Here is a 17,254-nt window from a genome sequence, read left to right as displayed (position 1 = left end):
GGCATCTATGTTCAAGTTAAATTTTCGCACTCAATCAGTTTTTAGACGGGTTTCATGGTTATTTTGACGAAAACGCAATATTATAACATCCGATTTGTTCTGCAAGACGTAACTGAATATGTCCATTCTCGCTTCACTGAAAAATATCTCTGTAACTTTTGGCAATCGCCAGGTACTTTCAGATATCTCCCTGTCGCTACAGGGCGGAAAAATTCTGACCCTGTTGGGACCCAATGGTGCAGGAAAGTCAACGCTGGTACGTGTGGTACTGGGCCTTGTGGCGCCCACTCGCGGTACATGCTGGCAGATCCCCGACTTGAAAATTGGCTATGTTCCGCAAAAACTTTATCTCGACGCCACCCTGCCACTGACCGTCGGCCGTTTTATGCGTCTGAAACCCGGTGTCAAACGACAAGATATTCTGCCGGCGCTAAAACGCGTGCAGGCCGGGCATCTGGTCGATCAGCCAATGCAAAAGCTTTCCGGCGGTGAAAACCAGCGCGTTCTGCTGGCCCGCGCCCTGCTGAACGCCCCTCAGCTCTTGGTGCTTGACGAGCCAACCCAGGGTGTCGATGTCAATGGTCAGGTCGCGCTGTATGATCTTATCGACAAACTGCGCGCCGAAATGGGGTGTGCGGTGTTAATGGTCTCCCACGATTTGCATCTGGTGATGGCCAAAACCGATGAGGTATTGTGCCTGAATCAACATATTTGCTGCTCTGGCTCGCCGGAGGTGGTGTCCAGCCATCCGGAATTTATTGCCATGTTTGGCACCCGCGGTGCAGAACAACTGGCAATTTATCGTCATCGCCATAATCATCGCCATGATTTACAAGGCAAGATTATCTTGCGCCACACCGGAGGACGCGACTGATGCTCGAACTGCTGCTTCCGGGCTGGCTGGCGGGCATGCTGCTGGCCAGCGCGGCTGGGCCTTTGGGGTCTTTTGTGGTCTGGCGTCGTATGTCGTACTTTGGCGATACCCTGGCTCATGCGTCGTTATTGGGCGTAGCCTTTGGCCTGCTGCTCAATATCAATCCCTTCTATGCGGTGATTGCGGTGACACTGTTACTGGCCCTGCTCCTGGTGCTACTGGAGCGCAAACCGCATCTGCCGGTTGATACGCTGTTGGGTATCATGGCACACAGCGCCCTGTCACTGGGTCTGGTGGTGGTAAGCCTGATGTCCGGAGTGCGGGTGGATCTGATGGCCTACCTGTTTGGTGATTTGCTGTCGGTAACGCTCAGCGATATCTGGATGATTGCTGTCGGTGTCGCGGTGGTGATTGCGGTACTGTGCTGGCAATGGCGAAATCTGCTATCAATGACCATCAGCCCAGAACTGGCGCATGTTGATGGCGTCAATCTGCAACGCTCACGCATTATTCTGATGCTGGTTACCGCTCTGACCATCGGCCTGGCAATGAAATTTGTCGGCGCTCTGATCATTACCTCGTTACTGATTATCCCGGCGGCTACCGCTCGCCGTTTTGCCAAATCCCCGGAACAGATGGCGGTGGTCGCCACTTGCAGCGGCATGATCGCCATTACTGGCGGACTGGGGCTTTCGGCATTCTATGATACCCCCGCCGGCCCTTCGGTGGTGCTGTGCGCGGCGCTGATGTTTATGTTCAGCCTGTGGAAAAAACAGCTCGCCTGAAAAAACACAATCCCTTCCGCTGCTGCCCGGCTTAACCTGGACCGGGTAGCAGCGGAAAGTTTATTCCGGTCGGTTCAAGCCAAAATGTTTATAGGCATGGTTGGTAGCCATACGACCACGGGGGGTTCGCTGTATAAAGCCCTGCTGGATCAGGAAAGGCTCAATCACATCTTCGATGGTTTCTCGCTCCTCGCCAATAGCCGCTGCCAGGTTATCGAGGCCCACCGGCCCACCGCTGAACTTATCAATAATTGCCAGCAGCAGTTTGCGGTCCATATAATCAAAACCTTCGGCGTCGACGTCGAGCATATCCAGGGCGCCATTGGCCACGTCGGCGTTAATGGTGCCATCGCCCTTCACTTCGGCAAAGTCGCGCACCCGACGCAGCAAGCGGTTGGCAATACGCGGCGTGCCGCGCGACCGTCGGGCAATTTGATGTGCCCCCTCTGTCGATAATTGCAGCCCCAGACATAAGGCACTGCGACCAACGATATGCTGCAAATCGGCTACCTGATAAAACTCCAGGCGTTGCACAATACCAAAGCGGTCGCGTAGCGGTGAAGTCAGGGATCCGGCACGGGTGGTGGCACCGACCAGAGTAAAGGGCGGCAGATCCAGTTTAATGGAACGCGCCGCCGGCCCTTCGCCAATCATGATATCCAGTTGATAGTCCTCCATCGCCGGATAGAGAACTTCTTCCACCACCGGTGACAAACGATGGATCTCATCGATAAACAGTACATCGTGAGGCTCAAGATTGGTGAGCATCGCTGCCAAATCTCCGGCCTTCTCCAACACCGGGCCAGAAGTGGTACGTAAATTCACCCCCATTTCATTGGCTACGATATTGGCCAGCGTGGTTTTACCCAGACCGGGAGGACCAAAAATCAGCAGGTGATCCAGCGCATCGCCGCGCTGTTTGGCCGCCTGAATAAAGATCTCCATCTGCGAACGCACATGCGGCTGCCCGACATATTCGGACAGCAACTTAGGGCGGATCGCTCTGTCGATAACTTCTTCTTCACCGGTGACAACGGCAGAAATAAGACGGTCAGCTTCTATCATCTGTTACCTCACAGAGCCGCGCGCAGCGCTTCTCTAATCAATGTTTCGCACTCTGCGCCCGGTTTGGCGATTTTACTGATCATCCGGCTGGCTTCCGGCGGCTTGTAGCCCAGGGAAATCAATGCTGCCACTGCTTCGCCTTCGGCATCAGTCTCTTTGATTTTGCTCGCCGAGGCTGGCAGGGTGATATCCGTCGGACTATTAAACAGATCACCATTGAGACCCTTGAAGCGGTCTTTCATTTCGACCACCAGACGTTCGGCAGTTTTTTTGCCAACGCCCGGCAACTTGATAAGCGTGGTCACTTCTTCTTTTTCGACGGCGCTGACAAACTGCTGCGCCGACATGCCGGAGAGGATGGCCAGCGCCAGTTTTGGTCCCACGCCATTCACTTTAATCAGTTCACGAAACAGCGCCCGCTCCTGTTTATCATTAAAACCAAACAGTAGCTGGGCATCTTCGCGGACGATAAACTGAGTAAAAATAATCGCCTCTTGTCCCAGCTCTGGTAACTCATAAAAACAGGTCATTGGCATATGAACTTCATAGCCCACACCGTTGGTTTCCAACAGCACCAGGGGTGGCTGTTTTTCCAGAATAACGCCTCTGAGACGACCTATCACAGTTACCTTCCTTTCGGGATTTACCCCGCCATCCGGCGGACGCAGGGACTGATAAATTTTATGGTTTATATCATAGAAAAGAGCTGGATAGATATCCAGTCTTAATTATCGCAACCTGCCGCGAGCCAATTGCAGTTTATCAACGCTTAAGCGAATGGCATTTTGGCTGATATGACAATGGGTAATGGCAATAGCCAGCGCATCGGCGGCATCGGACTGCGGGTTGGCTGGCAGCTTGAGCAATGAGCGCACCATATGCTGCACCTGGCTTTTTTCTGCCGCACCGGTACCGACCACGGTCTGTTTAACCTGACGCGCGGCGTATTCAAACACCGGGAGATCCTGATTGACGGCAGCAACGATGGCGGCACCGCGCGCCTGGCCCAGCTTTAACGCCGAGTCGGCATTTTTGGCCATAAATACCGATTCAATAGCGAAAAAATCCGGTTGAAACTGGGTAATAATTTCGGTGACACCGGCATAAATAAGTTTTAACCGTCCCGGCATATCATCTACCACCGTACGGATACAGCCACTGCCGAGATAGCTGAGTTGCCTTCCCTGTTGGCGAATAATGCCATAGCCGGTAACGCGTGAACCGGGGTCAATCCCCAGAATTATAGCCATAGCCTATCAACACCTTGTCTTGTTATAACGCAAAGAAAGAGTTCTGCTGGCAAGTTTGTCGTGATTTGGGAAAAAATACAAACCGGACTGAGGGTGTCCATCAGGCCAGCCGGAAACGCGCGCTTGTCGCGTTCCCGGCTGAGAAGAAAATTACAGGGTTTCTGCAATCTCATCGGAGATTTCACCGTTGTGGTAAACCTCCTGAACGTCATCACAATCTTCCAGCATATCGATCAGACGCAGCAGTTTAGGAGCGTTCTCTGCATCCATATCGGTTTTGGTAGCCGGGATCATGCTGACTTCGGCATCATCGGCGACAAAACCTGCTGCCGTAAGCGCATCTTTGACATCGCCAAGAATTTCCCAGGCGGTATAGACATCAATAGCACCGTCGTCATAAGTCACGATATCGTCAGCACCGGCTTCCAATGCCGCTTCCATAATCACGTCTTCATCCTGTCCAGGAGCAAAAGTCAGTACCCCTTTTTTGGTAAACAGGTAGGCAACGGAACCATCGGTACCGAGATTGCCACCGGTTTTATTAAAGGCATGACGGACTTCGGCCACGGTACGGTTACGGTTATCACTCAGACATTCCACCATGACAGCTGTGCCACCCGGGCCGTAGCCTTCATAAATGATGGTTTCCATATTGGTGTCTTCATCGCCACCAACGCCGCGAGCAATGGCACGATTAAGGGTATCGCGCGTCATGTTGTTTGACAGCGCTTTGTCAATCGCGGCACGCAAACGCGGGTTAGAAGCCTGATCGCCACCGCCCAGTCTCGCAGCAGTCACCAGCTCGCGAATGATTTTAGTAAAAATCTTACCGCGTTTGGAATCCTGTGCTGCTTTGCGGTGTTTCGTGTTGGCCCACTTACTGTGACCTGCCATAAAAAATCTCCATAAGCCTTAACAGGCTGAGCTCATCTTTAGATAATCAATAGTCATGTATCCTGCATCCGTCAATGCGCATGCCTCGGTACAGACCTAATAAGTAACAAATTCTTCAATTGCCTGTTGATTGCTCGGTGACTTGGTAAAAGCCGCTGCTGCCGCTTTGTCCAACCACCGATAGGCATGATGCTCCGTAAGAACAACCTCGCGTTCTTCAGGCAACGCCAGCGCAAACCAATGCTCTTTGTTCCAGGTGACACCGGGCGCATAGCGATAGCGCAAGTGCGCAAAAAGCTCAAACTCTACGCAGCGCTGGCAATCCTGCAGCACCAGATTTTCACCGGCAATATCGATGCCGACTTCTTCCAGCACTTCACGCTGCGCAGTTTGCGCGGGTGACTCCCCGTCTTCGAGACTGCCGGTTACCGACTGCCAGAATTCCGTGTCGTCACGCCGCTGAAGCATCAGCACCCGGCCGTTGTTGCTGGCATAGATGACAACCAGTATCGACTCAGGACGCTTATAGCTCATTAGTTATTCTCTGATTCTGTGTCAGGCGTCGCTTTTTTGGCAATAACGCTAATGCTCAGCTCTTGCAACGACGCCGGATTGGCAAAACTTGGTGCTTCGGTCATCAGACAGGCTGCCGCCGTGGTTTTAGGGAAGGCGATAACGTCACGAATATTATCGGTTCCGGTCAACAACATCACCAGACGGTCAAGACCAAAGGCCAGACCGGCATGCGGTGGCGTACCATATTTCAGGGCATCGAGCAGGAAGCCAAATTTTTCGCGCTGTTCATGTTCGTTAATGCCGAGAATGCTGAACACCGCCTGCTGCATTTCACCACGGTGAATACGCACAGAGCCGCCACCGACTTCATAACCGTTGATCACCATATCGTAGGCATTGGCGATAGCCGAGGTCGGGTTGGCAGTCAGTTGTTCGGCGTTCATCTCTTTTGGTGCCGTAAACGGATGGTGCATGGCAGTCAGACCACCGTCGTCGGTATCTTCGAACATCGGGAAGTCAATAACCCACAGCGGAGCCCAGGAGGCTTCCTGGGTGATTTTCAGATCGCGACCCACTTTCAGACGCAGAGCGCCCATCGCATCGGTAACAATTTTAGCACTGGCAGCGCCAAAGAAAATCATATCGCCGTCTTGGGCCTGAGTGCGGGTAACCAGTGCGCTCAGCAGATCGGCGTTGAGGAATTTGGCGACCGGGCTCTGGATCCCTTCCATTCCCTTGCTCAGGTCATTGACCTTGATATAGGCCAGACCTTTGGCACCATAAATCTCGATAAATTTGGCGTACTCGTCAATCTGCTTGCGGCTTAACTGGGCACCGCCAGGCACACGTAGCGCAGCCACGCGGCCTTTAGGATCGTTGGCCGGATCGGCAAAGACTTTAAATTCGATGGTTTTGAACAGATCGGCAACGTCAACCAACTCCATTGGGTTACGCAGGTCCGGCTTGTCAGAACCATAGCGACGCATGGCTTCGGCAAAGGTCATTACCGGGAAAGCACCAAGATCGACGCCTTTCACTTCCTGCCACAGTTCGCGCGCCAGCTTCTCCATAATTTCACGCACTTGTTCTGCGCTCATAAAGGAGGTTTCAACGTCGATCTGGGTAAATTCAGGCTGGCGGTCAGCACGCAAGTCTTCGTCGCGGAAACATTTGACGATTTGGTAGTAACGATCAAAGCCGGACATCATCAGCAGCTGTTTAAACAACTGGGGAGACTGCGGCAGCGCGTAGAATTTTCCTTTATGTACGCGGCTTGGTACCAGATAGTCACGGGCCCCTTCCGGCGTGGCTTTGGTCAGCATTGGCGTTTCGATATCGAGGAAATCATGGCCATCCATAAAACGACGCACAAAGCTGGTGATACGTGCGCGAGCTTTCAGACGATTGGCCATTTCCGGACGACGCAGGTCCAGATAGCGATATTTCAGACGTGCTTCTTCGGTATTGGTCTGGTTAGAGTCCAGCGGCAAAGGTTCTGAACGATTGATAATGTTCAGCGCGCTGGCAAAAACTTCGACTTCACCGGTAGCCATATCTTTATTGAACTGGTTTTCAGGACGCGCACGCACGATACCGGTCAGCTGCACACAAAACTCATTACGCAGTTCTGATGCCAACTCATACGCTACACTTTGGTCCGGGTCGAAAAACACCTGCACAATGCCTTCACGGTCACGCAGGTCAATAAAGATCAAACCACCCAGATCGCGACGACGGTTAACCCAACCGCATAAAGTCACTTCCTGACCAACGTTGGACGAATTCAGCTTGCCACAATATTCAGTACGCATAACGGTATCCCTTTGCGCTCACTACCTGCGAGACGCGGATTAATATGGGTCGAAAAAAGGGGGACATTATAAAGGAAATTCGCCGACAGGATAAGAGCGAACACGCAGGAGATGCGCCTGAAATTCGCTTCGGTGATTTATCACACAAAATTTAACAAAATTATCAACAAAAGCGCCCTATTCCTGGCATAAACTGCTCACACATTTTGTCCCCTGTGTAATGACTTGTTGGCAAACGGCCATCAAGAATGGGGTGTTTATTATTTTTACATGGGTGAGCTTACTATTATGTCGATAAAACTTGATCCAAAAACCACTGCGCTGGTGCTGATTGATTTACAAAAAGGCATTCTGCCTTTTGCTGGCGGTCCACACAGTGCACAGCAGGTACTGGATAACGCGAGTGAACTGAAGGCACGTTTTAATCAGCTGGGTGCACCGGTATTTATGGTGCGTGTTGGCTGGTCAGCCACTTTTGCAGAAGCCTTGAAACAACCGGTGGATGTCTCCGCCGGTGGCGGCAACTTGCCAGCCGACTGGTGGGAGTTCCCGGAACAACTCAAGGTTTCCGATCAGGATCTGCTGGTCGTTAAACGCCAATGGGGTGCGTTCTACGGTACCGATCTCGAGCTGCAACTGCGTCGTCGCGGCATTAAAAGCATTGTGCTGGCCGGGATCTCCACCAATATCGGTGTGGAATCTACCGCGCGTAATGCCTGGGAACTGGGCTTTGAATTAGTGTTCGCCGAAGATGCCTGCAGCGCGCATAACAACGATCACCATCAGTCCAGCATGCAGTTTATTTTTCCACGTATTGGGCGGGTGCGTTCCACTGCCGAGGTGCTTGCTGCTATTGCTGGCTAAGATTACCCTGCATCAGTCAGCTAACGCCGCCTGTGGGCGGCGTTGTTATCTGTGCAATACTGATTTCAAGACCTGCAATTAGCCTGGGAAAAGGGGCAGCAGATGTATATCGGACTTCCACAGTGGCACCACAACGCCTGGAGCAGTATCGGTCTGCGAGATTTGGCCGACTACGCCCGCTATTTTAATTGCGTTGAAGGCAACACCACCTTCTATGCGCTGCCTAAAGCGGAAGTGGTGCTGCGTTGGCGGGAAATGACCGACGATCATTTTCGCTTCTGCTTTAAATTTCCGTCAACTATCAGCCACCAGGCAGCACTGCAAAACTGCCAGCAGGATCTCGACGCCTTTTACCGCAGCCTCGCCCCGCTCGATTGCCGAATTGGTCAGCTTTGGTTACAGCTCCCCGCCACTTTTTCACCGCAAAATTTGCCGCGACTATGGCAATTTCTCGATGCATTACCCACAGGCTTTGACTATGGCGTAGAAGTCAGGCATCCGCTATTTTTTGCCAAAGGCGAAGAGGAACGTGCACTTAACCGCGGTCTGCATCAACGAGGGATTAATCGCACCCTGCTTGACAGCCGTCCGGTGCATCATGCCACCAGCACTACGGCCGCCGTGCTCGAGGCGAAACGTAAAAAACCCCAACTGCCGGTACATGCTATCGCCACCGCCAGCAGGCCGATGGTGCGCTTTGTCGGCGGCGATGACCTGGCAGCGAATTTGCGCTGGTTTAGTCAGTGGACGCCGAAACTGGTGGACTGGCAACAACAGGGACATGCTCCTTATCTGTTTATCCATTCACCAGACTGCAGCGATGCTCCGCAACAGGCTAAGGCGCTGTGGCAAGCCTTGGGGTATCAGATCCCCACACTGCCACCGGCACCGGAATGGCCGCAACAGGAGAGTCTATTCTGAGCACTGCCGGCATTAAGCCCGCGCCAGGGGCATTTTTTTCGGGTATCCGGTGGGGGTGATCTGATAAACTCCGCCCCCATAGCAGCAAACCCGATGCATTTTGCACCCTCTTTTACTCTTTTTTTGGTCTGACTCAGCATTATGACTAACCAAGATAAACTTTTTTCTGCACCGATCGACAAACTCGGTGACTGGACGTTTGACGAACGCGTTGCCGAAGTCTTCCCCGATATGATCCAACGCTCGGTGCCGGGATATTCCAATATCATTTCGATGATTGGCATGCTGGCCGAACGCTTTGTGCAGCCTGACAGCAAGGTTTACGATCTGGGCTGTTCACTGGGCGCCGCCACGCTGTCAATGCGCCGCAATATCAAAGTCAGCGGTTGCGAGATCATCGCCGTCGATAACTCACCGGCAATGGTCGAACGCTGCCGCCGTCATATTGATGCCTTTCGCGCCGAGACCCCGGTACAGGTGATCGAAGCCGATATCCTCGACGTTGAACTCAAAGACGCCTCAATGGTGGTACTCAATTTTACTCTGCAGTTTCTGCAGCCTGCCGACCGTCAACGCCTGTTGAACCAAGTTTATCAGGGGATGCGTCCGGGGGCGGCGTTGGTGCTGTCGGAGAAATTCAGTTTTAACGACGCCGATGTCGGCGAGTTACTGTTCAATATGCATCATGATTTTAAACGTGCGAACGGCTATAGCGAGCTGGAAATCAGCCAGAAACGCAGCATGCTGGAAAACGTGATGCTGACAGACACTGTTGAAAGCCATAAATTGCGCCTGCAACAGGCCGGTTTCGAACATGCCGAAGTCTGGTTCCAGTGCTTTAATTTTGGTTCATTGATTGCCATCAAGGCAGGAGCCGCATCGTGATTGAATTTGGTGATTTTTATCAGTTAATCGCCAAAGGGCCCCTTAGCCCCTGGTTGAATACCCTGCCTTCGCAGCTGACTGCCTGGCAAAAAGAGTCGCTGCATGGCAAATTCAAAATGTGGTTTAACGCCGTTGAGCGTTTACCGCTGCTGCAACCGGAGCGCCTGGATTTATTGCACAGCGTTAGCGCCAATATGCAAATTCCTCTGCCACAGGGCCAGCGGGAAGGCGTAGAAAACCTGCTGCGCAACTTGATGCCATGGCGTAAAGGCCCCTTCTCGCTGTATGACGTTGAAATAGAAACCGAATGGCGTTCAGACTGGAAGTGGGATCGCGTACTGCCGCATATCTCCTCACTGGCCGGGCGTACTATTTTGGATGTTGGCTGTGGCAGCGGTTATCATATGTGGCGCATGATTGGTGCCGGTGCACAGTTGGCAATTGGTATCGACCCAATGCAGCTGTTTCTCTGTCAGTTTGAAGCGGTGCGCAAGTTATTGGGTGGCGATCAGCGCGCCCATTTATTGCCGCTGGGTATTGAACAACTGCCGGAACTTAACGCCTTTGACACCGTCTTTTCCATGGGCGTGCTCTATCATCGCCGTTCCCCACTCGACCATCTATTCCAGCTTAAGAATCAGTTGGTCAACGAGGGCGAACTGGTGCTGGAAACGCTGGTAGTAGAAGGCGACAGTCAGCAGGTACTGGTCCCCGGCGATCGCTACGCGCAGATGGGCAATATTTATTTTATCCCCTCCGCCGAAGCACTGAAAGGTTGGCTGATAAAATGTGGTTTTGTCGATGTGCGCATTGCCGACGTCAGCGTGACCAGTATGGAAGAGCAACGCAGAACGCCGTGGATGACCAGCGAATCGCTGGCAGAGTTTCTCGATCCTGACGACAGCAATAAAACCATTGAAGGCTACCCGGCACCGCGCCGCGCCCTGCTTATTGCGCGCAAACCCTAATGTCCCCTCGCTCTCCCGATAGTCGGGAGGGCAGTTTATAACTATTTATCACTGCGCATTGGTAGCGTTCGGGTTTTTATTTAATTGATTTTAAGAATTCTCCCATCTTTATTGCGGGCATTAATCTGTTATAAGATATTTTGTGCCGATTCACATTAATACCAGGTAGGTAACACTTTTGATAGGTACGGCAAAACATGTAATAATTCCATACAGACATTATTAACTTTAATGGCTATGCCTGGTTACGGCAGTTGTGCCACCTCACTATAATAATAAAATATCGCCAACTCAGCGCAACTTTATAATAATAAAAAAAGTTGCCGAATATCGATCCCTCATTTTATTTCTTTTCAAGGAAAAGTGCTAATGCCCAGGACAAGCAGAAAAAGAGTCTCCATATCAGACTGTGAATGCTATGAAACTATTTATATTGTTAAACATGCTTTAACAAAAGGTATCGTAAAAATGGAAGGCCGAGTGCTGGATTCGGGCATGGTGATATACGCCGAGCAGCATGCAAGAAAGTTTCATACTGCCGGTCCCACCGTATATGCTTTAACACTTAATGATGCGATCAAAAGTGCCGAAGCGATGCGTTTAAAAAAGATAGCCAGTTTAGAGAAGCAAATAAAGGCGCTTAAAGAGTTAAGCTTCACTAAATAGTTTCAAGATGAGTTCTTGTGACCTAAAGCAAGCTTAAAACAACCCCCTCGCTTGTCTCAGGTTTAGTGCGGGTGTACCAGGAACTCCGGAGTACGCATTTTAGGCACCCATTCAGCCGTCTGGCTTAGTAAAATCGGATGGCTGAATAACGAGACAGCACGCGTTTAATATTAACCAAGAGCAAAAGCCCAAATCATTACTGTCATTTAAATTTAGGAAAATTTTTAATTCCAGGAAAAAAATAATATAAGTATTGCCTATGGCAGACAGTGGCGCGACAAAATCCGATTTCATCTTCCCGTTCTCTCAGGCCAGTCCTCATTGATGACATCCATACCGTGACCACGGGTAAAACAGTCATGGCTTATCGCACGCAGGCGGCATAATTCGCAAATCAACGTTCCGACTTCAGCTTGCTTTAGAACGACCAGGATTCCACTGTCGGTAAAGGTGATTTTTTTCCTGGCCTTCGCCATGGCTGTGATTAAGAGAACCCCACACTTATTAACCCTATCATTTAGAGGGTAATCGCCTCTCCATACATTAAATAAAATGATGCAGACAACTATTTCAGAAAAGAAGAATGCAGGCTCTGAATCTCAGTTACACAGCCATCTCAAGGTCAACCAGTGCTTAATGCAAATAACCACATACATTATGCGGCTTAATTACCTATTGGTTAATAAAATTAATTAAAGATAAAAGCTTTGCTACCGATACCAACAAAAGGGAGGAGCTAAGACGTAATTTACTTAGTGAGTTTATAGTAACCATAAAAACCACTTTACATCTCTTTGTAAGACATTTTGCTATATAAAACACCTGAGGAACAAAAACATGAACTATATAAGAGATATTAAAATAAGAACGGCGCTTATCCTTATCCTCTCTATTTTCTCACTGCTGTGGGCTGGGGCCGCCGGGTTCGCTTTATACTCTCTTAAAGAGTTAAAGCTTGAACTGGGTGTGACCAATATTCAACAGCAAAATGGTGACATCATTAACGGGGCTAATGCGCAATACTACCGTGTGATCACGGCGCTGGAGCGTGCAATGGTTGGTCTGGGAAAAAACGACACTGTTTTTTTTGACGCTGAGATAAAAGCCACGCACGCAGAATTAGACAATCTTAAAAATGGACTGAGCCAATTCAAAGCCATTGACCATGGGAACCTTGATTCGACAACGATAGATGACATTTACAATAGTTCCTTTAATCTCTATAACAACGCTGTGTTACCTCTGGCTGAAGCGGCAAATCAACAAAAAATTAGTGATTTTGAAAAAATTAAAAATGATAAATATTTGCCCCTGCGTCGTGACTTCAGTAGCGCAATAGACAAGTACAATGCAAAAATTGAGTCACTAAATAGTGATGCAAATCAAAGAATTACCCAGTGGGTTGCCTGGTGCCAGTATATACTGATTGGTGCGCTGTCCCTTGGTGTGGTGATTATGCTTGCTACTGACCGTTACCTGGTAACCTACCTGGTCAGGCCGGTTAATACAGTGAAAGCTCATCTTGAATCTCTTGCACTTGGCATCCTTGACCACAAAATTATTGACCTGGGCAGAAATTGTATCGGGCTGTTGACCCCATCTATCGATAAAATGCAGGACAACTGGGCGAAAACTGTGCGTGAAATCCGCAATAGCGCAGATTCGATTTACAAAGGCTCCAGCGAGATATCTACGGGAAATGCCGATTTATCTTCCCGGACTGAAGAACAGGCTTCAGCACTGGATGAAACGGCTTCTAGCATGGAACAACTTGGTTCAACAGTTAAGCAGAATGCGGATAACGCACATCAGGCGAGCACGCTGGCGGATCAAGCCACCAAGGAAGCGCATCAGGGTGGCGTTATTGTCAATGAAGTCGTTACCACCATGACCAAAATTAACAGCAGCTCCCATAAAATCGTCGATATCATTAGCGTCATAAACAGTATCGCCTTTCAAACCAATATTCTTGCATTAAACGCAGCAGTAGAAGCAGCACGTGCTGGAGAACAAGGTCGAGGATTTGCGGTTGTTGCCAGCGAAGTAAGAAATTTGGCGCAGCGCAGTGCACAGGCGGCAAAAGAAATTGGTGTATTGATTAACGAATCTGTTGAAAATATTCAATCCGGGTCTGAGCAAGTGACGCGAGCCGGTGATGCGATGGAGAAAATTGTCAGTTCTGTCAGCCATGTAAATGACATTATGAGTGAGATAGCCTCAGCATCAAGTGAACAAAGTAAAGGGATCAGCCAAATTGGTACCGCGGTCGTTCAAATGGACAGTGTCACACAGCAAAATGCGGCATTAGTGCAGCAATCCGCTACTGCGGCGGCATCACTCGAAGAGCAGGCCCGCCTTCTTACAGAAATTGTCTCCATCTTTAAAATTGAAGGAGAAGAACATAATTCAGCAGCCAATGTTCTTCTCAGGCCAAAGCAGTTAACCAAGGTTAATAAGAAAGCGTTAGTTGCAGATACGGGTACCTGGACAAAATTTTAGGCTCATTTAATCCTTCTCAGGTTAACTGAGAAGGATTAACAATCTTGCGCGAAAGTTGATATTTGCTATCAACCTCCAACGACAAATTATTTGGTTTCTCGGACTTTTAAGCAAACAGGTATAACGATAATGTTGGCAAAAACGAGCAGGACATTTTTAAGTAAGGGCTATATTTAGTTTCTCAAGCAGTACGGGATTAATGATTTAATAAAGTGTGCCTTTATTTATCAATATAACCAGAGCATATTCCCCTCCGTTCAGAACGTTCATTATTATAATACGCAATTTAACTGCCCTTTTAGTGGACCTGCAAAGCCGTCTGCCGCTCATCTATTCATTTGTAGATAACAGATCGAAGATCAGCATGTCGTGCGTGAACTACAGGTCAGCGAAACTGTTGCAGGCATGGTCGGGGCATGTTGTGTGGAATAAAAGAAGCCCCGCCAAAATGACGGGGCCTGGTACTTGCGCAGGGCGACGCAAAAGGGTCGTTGGACCCGGTAAAACATGGTGCATAACCCGCTCAACCTGTGACTAAGAAATTGGTTACGCCGTACGGCTAAGCGGGCCATCAAATTCCAGAACATTCTTCATGGCGGCCACTATATCGCCATCAACGCAGTAGCGGCTGAACTCATCAAAGTCGGTGTCTGAACTCATGGTTACGCCCGCTTTGCGGTAACGCATGGCAGATAACACCTGTCGACCTGCTGAACTGTGTAATTCTGTCAGACCGATATCGACGAATTTCTGAAGGTTGGTTAAACGAACCCCGGCACCCGCCATAATGATTGGACCACGGGTCAGGGTGTTTAGTTCACGTAATAACGCGATACCCACTTCAGCATTCTGCTGTTGTCCTGAGGTCAGAATGCGCGCCACACCGAGTTGAGTCAATTGCTCTAGTGCGACCTTGGGATTAAGGCACATATCAAAAGCGCGATGGAAGGTCACCGCCATGCCGCTGCACAGGGTCATTACTTCGCGCATACGGGGTAAATCGATATGCCCTTCAGCATCGAGCATGCCTACCACCACGCCGGGAAAGCCGAGATCGCGCACGCAGGCGAGATCATTTTTTAATACGTCAAACTCACTTTGATTGTAGCAAAAATCACCACCACGCGGCCGAACAATGGGGTGAACAGGGATAGTGATCTTTTCCCTGGCAAGTTTTAATGTTCCATAGCTTGGCGTTATGCCACCATCCGCCTGGCTGGCGCACAGTTCAACACGGTCCGCGCCGGCAAGTTCTGCGGTTATTGCACAGTCCACGCTATAACAGCACACTTCTAACTTAGTCATGTGATCTCTCCTGATAACGGCCCAATGCTACAACACTTGTTTGTAAGGGGCTATGTCGCGTAGGCTTTGGCATGAGCATTCCCGCCCAATCGCCTGTTTAGGAAGGCTAACTATGACATTCAATTTTGATCAATGGGTCGACCGCAGTCACAGTGACAGCCTTAAATGGCACAAATATCGTGATGGTGACGTGATCCCACTGTGGGTGGCCGACAGCGATTTTCAGTCACCACCGTCGGTTATTAGCGCGCTACAGCAACGCGTGGCGGAAGGCGTTTTTGGTTATGGCGTGCCACCGGCTGAATTGCTCGATCTGGTGGTCAGCCGTATGCAGCAAAAATATAACTGGGCCATCCAGCCGCAGTGGATAGTCTGGCTGCCGGGGCTGGTATGTGGCCTGCATCTTGCGGTGCGTGCTTTAACCACACCTCAGCAGAGCTGCATTATGCCCTCCCCGATCTACCCGCCGTTTATGCAGGCGGCACAAATTGATGGCCGAAGCTGGCATGCGCAGAAGGTCGAGCAGCGGCAGCAGCGCTGGGTTCCCACGGTAGAGCAGATTGAACCGCCGCTCAACGGCAATGAAAAGCTGCTAATGCTGTGCAATCCCTATAACCCTGGCGGCACGGTTTTTCGCCGTGAAGAACTGCTTGAGCAGCTCTCTTTTGCCCAACGGCACAATCTGATTGTCTGTTCCGATGAAATTCATTGCGATCTATTACTGGAACCGGGAGCGCGTCATATCCCCTTTGCTTCTTTAAGCGAGGATGCCGCCGAACGCAGTATCACCCTGATGTCACCGTCAAAAACCTTTAATATTGCCGGTCTCGGCGCGTCGCTGGCGATCATTCCCAATAACAAGCTACGTAAACAGTATAGCAGCGCCGCGCGTGGCACTATTCCCGACGTCAATATTCTCGCCTACGTCGCCGCCACGGCGGCCTACCGCGATGGTGAGGAGTGGCTGGCAGCGCAACTAGACTATTTACGCGCCAACCGCGACCTGGCGGTTGCCCGCATCAACGCCATGCCAGGTTTGCGCATGCTGCCGATTGAGGGTACCTATTTGGGCTGGATTGATACTAAGGCGGCGCAGCTAAACGATCCCTACCAGTTCTTTTTACAGGCTGGCGTTGCCCTGTCGAACGGCAAGGATTTTGGCGATAGCAAGTTTGTACGTATCAATCTTGGTTGCCAGCGCGCGCTGCTGGATAAGGCACTGGACCGCATGGCCGCGGCCTTGGCTGCGCGTTAATCCGGCTGAACTTCGCTGGCCACAATCTCCCGCAGACTATAAGGATGAAACTTGATGGTGATAGTGCCATCGGTAATGGCCAGCGTTGGATTGGGCAATCGTTCGTTTTCGCCCTGGGGCGCACTCTGTTTTATTTTGATCCCCGGGGCAACCAAGGCTTCATCAGCCAGAAGCGCCAGAGCGCGCGGATAAAAGTCCTGCGGGCCACCGCTTAATACCAACTCGACATGTTCCCAACCTTCGTGCGGGTAACGTTTATCGCCGGGGTAAGGCAGCTCGATAACGTCAATCTGCCAGGGACCTACCGCCAGCGGCTGCGCCAAAGTAAACAGACAGATTGGTCGGCCGTTGATTTCAGTCTCGTTAAGCAAGGTGGCGCACTGCATAAAACCCTGGCGCCAGCGGTCAGCAGTGGCATTTTGATGACAGCGCAGCGAAATATGGTCGGCATAAAACGCGGGCAAATCAAGGTGCAATTTTTGCGCAAAGGCGGCCAACAGTTGATTAAAACGCGGCAGGTCGGCCACCAGGTCCTGTAATTGCGCGACAGCGCTGAGGGTTGTCATACTCTTGTCCTTTATTGCTGACAGCGGGGGCCTTAATTTACACAGGCTGCCAGTACGATGCCAGTCCCCTGCCGAAAACGATGAAAGATCGCCGGGCAATCACTTCCCCCGTGCTGACTCAAGTTAGCGA

Annotated in this window: 17 protein-coding genes; 9 read left to right on the top strand and 8 right to left on the bottom strand. The window is 50.6% G+C overall.

Features of this window, described 5'->3' with window-relative positions; all coding sequences use genetic code 11:
• Nucleotides 1-118: 118 nt before the first annotated feature.
• Both znuC and znuB read left to right on the top strand, forming a co-directional pair.
• The gene (znuC, locus tag GW590_RS07490; protein ID WP_169402386.1) at nucleotides 119-874 is read left to right on the top strand and encodes a zinc ABC transporter ATP-binding protein ZnuC; all 756 of its coding nucleotides are present in this window, start codon (nucleotides 119-121) and stop codon (nucleotides 872-874) included.
• Entirely contained in the window at nucleotides 874-1,659 is a 786-nt protein-coding gene (znuB, locus tag GW590_RS07485) for a zinc ABC transporter permease subunit ZnuB (protein ID WP_169402385.1), read from the top strand. Before znuC ends, znuB begins: the two co-directional genes overlap by 1 nt.
• Before the next feature lie 60 nt (nucleotides 1,660-1,719).
• On the opposite strand, the gene ruvB is transcribed toward znuB, so the two are convergent.
• The 6 genes from ruvB to aspS form a co-directional block, all read right to left on the bottom strand.
• Nucleotides 1,720-2,724 carry a Holliday junction branch migration DNA helicase RuvB gene (gene ruvB, locus GW590_RS07480; RefSeq protein ID WP_169402384.1) on the bottom strand — a complete coding sequence of 335 codons (1,005 nt, stop codon included), beginning with the start codon at nucleotides 2,722-2,724 and terminating at the stop codon, nucleotides 1,720-1,722.
• An 8-nt stretch (nucleotides 2,725-2,732) separates the two neighbouring features.
• Nucleotides 2,733-3,347, bottom strand: a complete 615-nt coding sequence (gene ruvA / locus GW590_RS07475) for a Holliday junction branch migration protein RuvA (protein WP_169402383.1) — start codon at nucleotides 3,345-3,347, stop codon at nucleotides 2,733-2,735.
• 105 nt (nucleotides 3,348-3,452) lie between these two features.
• Entirely contained in the window at nucleotides 3,453-3,974 is a 522-nt protein-coding gene (gene ruvC / locus GW590_RS07470; RefSeq protein WP_169402382.1) for a crossover junction endodeoxyribonuclease RuvC, read from the bottom strand.
• 150 nt (nucleotides 3,975-4,124) lie between these two features.
• Nucleotides 4,125-4,868, bottom strand: coding sequence for a YebC/PmpR family DNA-binding transcriptional regulator (locus GW590_RS07465; protein ID WP_169402381.1), 744 nt, complete (start codon nucleotides 4,866-4,868; stop codon nucleotides 4,125-4,127).
• A 96-nt stretch (nucleotides 4,869-4,964) separates the two neighbouring features.
• On the bottom strand, nucleotides 4,965-5,402 hold the full coding sequence (gene nudB, locus GW590_RS07460) for a dihydroneopterin triphosphate diphosphatase (RefSeq protein WP_169402380.1): 438 nt from the start codon (nucleotides 5,400-5,402) through the stop codon (nucleotides 4,965-4,967).
• On the bottom strand, nucleotides 5,402-7,195 hold the full coding sequence (gene aspS, locus GW590_RS07455) for an aspartate--tRNA ligase (RefSeq protein WP_169402379.1): 1,794 nt from the start codon (nucleotides 7,193-7,195) through the stop codon (nucleotides 5,402-5,404). The genes nudB and aspS overlap by 1 nt, the downstream gene beginning before the upstream one ends.
• A gap of 288 nt (nucleotides 7,196-7,483) precedes the next feature.
• Here aspS and GW590_RS07450 point away from each other — a divergent pair, with 288 nt between their 5' ends.
• The 6 genes from GW590_RS07450 to GW590_RS07425 all read left to right on the top strand — a co-directional run bounded on the left by GW590_RS07450 (nucleotide 7,484) and on the right by GW590_RS07425 (nucleotide 13,998).
• Entirely contained in the window at nucleotides 7,484-8,059 is a 576-nt protein-coding gene (locus tag GW590_RS07450) for a hydrolase (RefSeq protein WP_211186678.1), read from the top strand.
• Between the two features lie 102 nt (nucleotides 8,060-8,161).
• Nucleotides 8,162-8,980, top strand: coding sequence for a DUF72 domain-containing protein (locus tag GW590_RS07445; protein ID WP_169402378.1), 819 nt, complete (start codon nucleotides 8,162-8,164; stop codon nucleotides 8,978-8,980).
• Between the two features lie 141 nt (nucleotides 8,981-9,121).
• Complete coding sequence (gene cmoA / locus GW590_RS07440) at nucleotides 9,122-9,865, top strand: carboxy-S-adenosyl-L-methionine synthase CmoA (RefSeq protein WP_169402377.1); 744 nt, start codon at nucleotides 9,122-9,124, stop codon at nucleotides 9,863-9,865.
• Nucleotides 9,862-10,833 (top strand): tRNA 5-methoxyuridine(34)/uridine 5-oxyacetic acid(34) synthase CmoB, encoded by a 972-nt coding sequence (cmoB, locus tag GW590_RS07435; RefSeq protein WP_169402376.1) that lies wholly within the window; start codon nucleotides 9,862-9,864, stop codon nucleotides 10,831-10,833. Before cmoA ends, cmoB begins: the two co-directional genes overlap by 4 nt.
• 369 nt (nucleotides 10,834-11,202) lie before the next feature.
• The gene (locus GW590_RS07430) at nucleotides 11,203-11,499 is read left to right on the top strand and encodes a hypothetical protein (protein ID WP_169402375.1); all 297 of its coding nucleotides are present in this window, start codon (nucleotides 11,203-11,205) and stop codon (nucleotides 11,497-11,499) included.
• Nucleotides 11,500-12,336: 837 nt separating this feature from the next.
• A complete protein-coding gene (locus GW590_RS07425) occupies nucleotides 12,337-13,998 on the top strand; it encodes a methyl-accepting chemotaxis protein (protein WP_169402374.1) in 1,662 nt (553 codons plus the stop codon).
• 546 nt (nucleotides 13,999-14,544) lie between these two features.
• Here the strand turns inward: GW590_RS07425 and cutC are convergent.
• Entirely contained in the window at nucleotides 14,545-15,303 is a 759-nt protein-coding gene (gene cutC / locus GW590_RS07420) for a copper homeostasis protein CutC (RefSeq protein ID WP_169402373.1), read from the bottom strand.
• 112 nt (nucleotides 15,304-15,415) lie between these two features.
• On the opposite strand from cutC, the gene GW590_RS07415 reads away from it, so the two are divergent.
• Nucleotides 15,416-16,558: a MalY/PatB family protein gene (locus GW590_RS07415; RefSeq protein WP_169402372.1), complete on the top strand. Its 1,143-nt coding sequence runs from the start codon at nucleotides 15,416-15,418 to the stop codon at nucleotides 16,556-16,558.
• Here GW590_RS07415 and GW590_RS07410 read toward each other — a convergent pair.
• Nucleotides 16,555-17,124: a VOC family protein gene (locus GW590_RS07410; RefSeq protein ID WP_169402371.1), complete on the bottom strand. Its 570-nt coding sequence runs from the start codon at nucleotides 17,122-17,124 to the stop codon at nucleotides 16,555-16,557. The two genes, GW590_RS07415 and GW590_RS07410, sit on opposite strands and share 4 nt — an antisense overlap.
• Between the last annotated feature and the right edge of the window lie 130 nt (nucleotides 17,125-17,254).

Origin of the sequence: Rouxiella aceris, assembly GCF_012933545.1 — a bacterium.
Classification (GTDB): Bacteria; Pseudomonadota; Gammaproteobacteria; order Enterobacterales; family Enterobacteriaceae; genus Rouxiella; species Rouxiella aceris.
The sequence above is the reverse complement of the archived record's forward strand: the minus strand, read 5'-3'. Positions and strand labels throughout refer to the sequence as shown.

Coding starts and splice junctions, on each gene's coding strand:
- GW590_RS07465 (WP_169402381.1), bottom strand. CDS start 4,868: ATGGCAGGTCACAGTAAGTGGGCCAACACGAAACACCGCAAAGCAGCA.
- aspS (WP_169402379.1), bottom strand. CDS start 7,195: ATGCGTACTGAATATTGTGGCAAGCTGAATTCGTCCAACGTTGGTCAG.
- GW590_RS07415 (WP_169402372.1), top strand. CDS start 15,416: ATGACATTCAATTTTGATCAATGGGTCGACCGCAGTCACAGTGACAGC.
- ruvC (WP_169402382.1), bottom strand. CDS start 3,974: ATGGCTATAATTCTGGGGATTGACCCCGGTTCACGCGTTACCGGCTAT.
- znuC (WP_169402386.1), top strand. CDS start 119: ATGTCCATTCTCGCTTCACTGAAAAATATCTCTGTAACTTTTGGCAAT.
- cutC (WP_169402373.1), bottom strand. CDS start 15,303: ATGACTAAGTTAGAAGTGTGCTGTTATAGCGTGGACTGTGCAATAACC.
- nudB (WP_169402380.1), bottom strand. CDS start 5,402: ATGAGCTATAAGCGTCCTGAGTCGATACTGGTTGTCATCTATGCCAGC.
- GW590_RS07450 (WP_211186678.1), top strand. CDS start 7,484: ATGTCGATAAAACTTGATCCAAAAACCACTGCGCTGGTGCTGATTGAT.
- cmoA (WP_169402377.1), top strand. CDS start 9,122: ATGACTAACCAAGATAAACTTTTTTCTGCACCGATCGACAAACTCGGT.
- GW590_RS07430 (WP_169402375.1), top strand. CDS start 11,203: ATGCCCAGGACAAGCAGAAAAAGAGTCTCCATATCAGACTGTGAATGC.
- ruvB (WP_169402384.1), bottom strand. CDS start 2,724: ATGATAGAAGCTGACCGTCTTATTTCTGCCGTTGTCACCGGTGAAGAA.
- GW590_RS07410 (WP_169402371.1), bottom strand. CDS start 17,124: ATGACAACCCTCAGCGCTGTCGCGCAATTACAGGACCTGGTGGCCGAC.
- GW590_RS07425 (WP_169402374.1), top strand. CDS start 12,337: ATGAACTATATAAGAGATATTAAAATAAGAACGGCGCTTATCCTTATC.
- GW590_RS07445 (WP_169402378.1), top strand. CDS start 8,162: ATGTATATCGGACTTCCACAGTGGCACCACAACGCCTGGAGCAGTATC.
- znuB (WP_169402385.1), top strand. CDS start 874: ATGCTCGAACTGCTGCTTCCGGGCTGGCTGGCGGGCATGCTGCTGGCC.